Genomic DNA, 1,647 nt, shown 5'->3' with positions numbered 1-1,647 from the left:
GTGACTCCCTTGCTACTCAGCAAGCGATCTTGGGATCCTTGGCAGAGGAAACCGGAAGCCAAGCACAGAGCGCCATCGAAACCCCCGCTTTCGGCCTTTCTGGCGCCAACCGGCACCAAATTTCAGCACCCTGCTAAGGACGACTGGCCAGGGAGGTCGAGTCGTTGTCACTCGGGGAATCGCCGCCTTGGGCGAACGAGACCTCGGGAAGATCATGGGCGCCGTTGCAGCCTTTTCCGACTTCTCAGAGGACAATGACCCGTGGGGAGAACACGACTGTGCGACGATCGAAGTTGAGCACCGTCGGATCATCTGGAAGATCGACTACTACGATCGGGACCTGGAGTTTGCCTCTCCCGATCCAGCAGATCCTGCCGTTACCACCCGAGTCCTCACGGTCATGCTCGCTGAGGAGTACTGACGAGGCAGAAAGCCCCACGAAATTGTGGGGCTTTTTCTTGTGGGGCGGAAGTCCGCATGTGTACCTACTTGGCTGTGGGTGCAGCGACTGGCTCTCTCGTCGTCTTATCCACAGTCGATTCTCAGCGGTGCTTACTGAGGTGATAGAATGAAGAAATGAACTGGAAAACACTAGGCACACTTGCTGTTGCCGCACCTATCGCAATTGGCGCGATGGTATTGGTGTTATTTGGAGCCAATGGTTGCGGGCCCGGGCCGGCCCTCCAGTGGCAACCGCGCAGTGTAGAAGCGGTCGTAACGCGCGGTGAAGTCACAGAGATCGAGCTACTGCTCGAAGCGCGCATGGATGTTTCCGATATCCTGGTGGCGCTTGACGGAGGTCTTGAAGAGGTAGCTACTATCGCCCCGGGCACGGTGCCAGAGCTGATGCGCGGCTATGAGGCACAGTTGCTGCTGAGGGTCGACGTCCCGAGTGACTACGGATCCGCCGAGATCAATGGCGTGCTCGACGCCGATTGCACCTCAGCCGCGAGCGAGACACGGTCCCGTCTTCCTGTTCAGCTGCAGGTGTGGACGCACGAATCGGTTGGTCCCCTTCGCTTCAAAAGGCCTCTCGACTGGACTGTTTCTAGCGCTGAGGAAATATCAGGAGATACGACCATTGTTCTTCGGGGTGGCCAAGGAGCCGCGATAGCAATGACTCTGCCTATGCCGTTCGCTCCGCCTGTGACCCGGCTCGTCGGGCGGTAGGTGCACGATCCGCCTTGGCTCTTCGCCAACGAGGACCCCCGATGAAAGCACCGGCCACACGGGAGGAGTTCTACGGCTCGTTCCCGACCGAGCCGCGCTATTGGGAGGCCCTGCGCCGCCTAGCCCGTGGCCACCCGCTTCCCTATCGACGACTCGTGGCGGAGCGAACGGCATAGGCAGAGCAATGACTACCGGTGGAAGTCCCGATTTCGGCATTGACCCCGGCTCATCCTGGCACGAGAAGGAAATCTCCATCGGCTCAAGTCTTGGTAGCCGAGCCGACTTCCTCTCAGCGGAGGATAATGAGCTCATAGTTTCACTTGTGTTGATCGACCTCTCTGTTGGCGATCACGAGAAACCGTAGAAATCTGATCATCTAGCCGTGGTCGCGCGCGAGTGCTGGTTTCTCGTCAGAACGGCGAATCGGTGTCGGTCGGATCGGTGTCGAGTTCGCGATCGAGAGCCGCGAGGTAGTGT

Annotated in this window: 2 protein-coding genes; both read left to right on the top strand. The window is 59.0% G+C overall.

Annotation, left to right across the window (positions count from 1 at the left end; all coding sequences use genetic code 11):
• The first annotated feature begins 130 nt into the window (after positions 1 to 130).
• Positions 131 to 421 (top strand): DUF3768 domain-containing protein, encoded by a 291-nt coding sequence (locus GY937_23075; protein ID MCP5059598.1) that lies wholly within the window; start codon positions 131 to 133, stop codon positions 419 to 421.
• A gap of 155 nt (positions 422 to 576) precedes the next feature.
• Positions 577 to 1,170, top strand: a complete 594-nt coding sequence (locus tag GY937_23070; GenBank protein MCP5059597.1) for a hypothetical protein — start codon at positions 577 to 579, stop codon at positions 1,168 to 1,170.
• The last annotated feature ends 477 nt before the right edge of the window (positions 1,171 to 1,647 follow it).

The sequence above is a fragment of the bacterium genome, from assembly GCA_024228115.1.
Lineage (GTDB): Bacteria > Myxococcota_A > UBA9160 > UBA9160 > UBA6930.
This window is presented reverse-complemented; position numbering and strand designations above follow the sequence as displayed.

What these genes read in the sequence shown, in the direction of transcription:
- GY937_23070 (MCP5059597.1), top strand. Translation starts at nt 577, where the DNA reads ATGAACTGGAAAACACTAGGCACACTTGCTGTTGCCGCACCTATCGCA.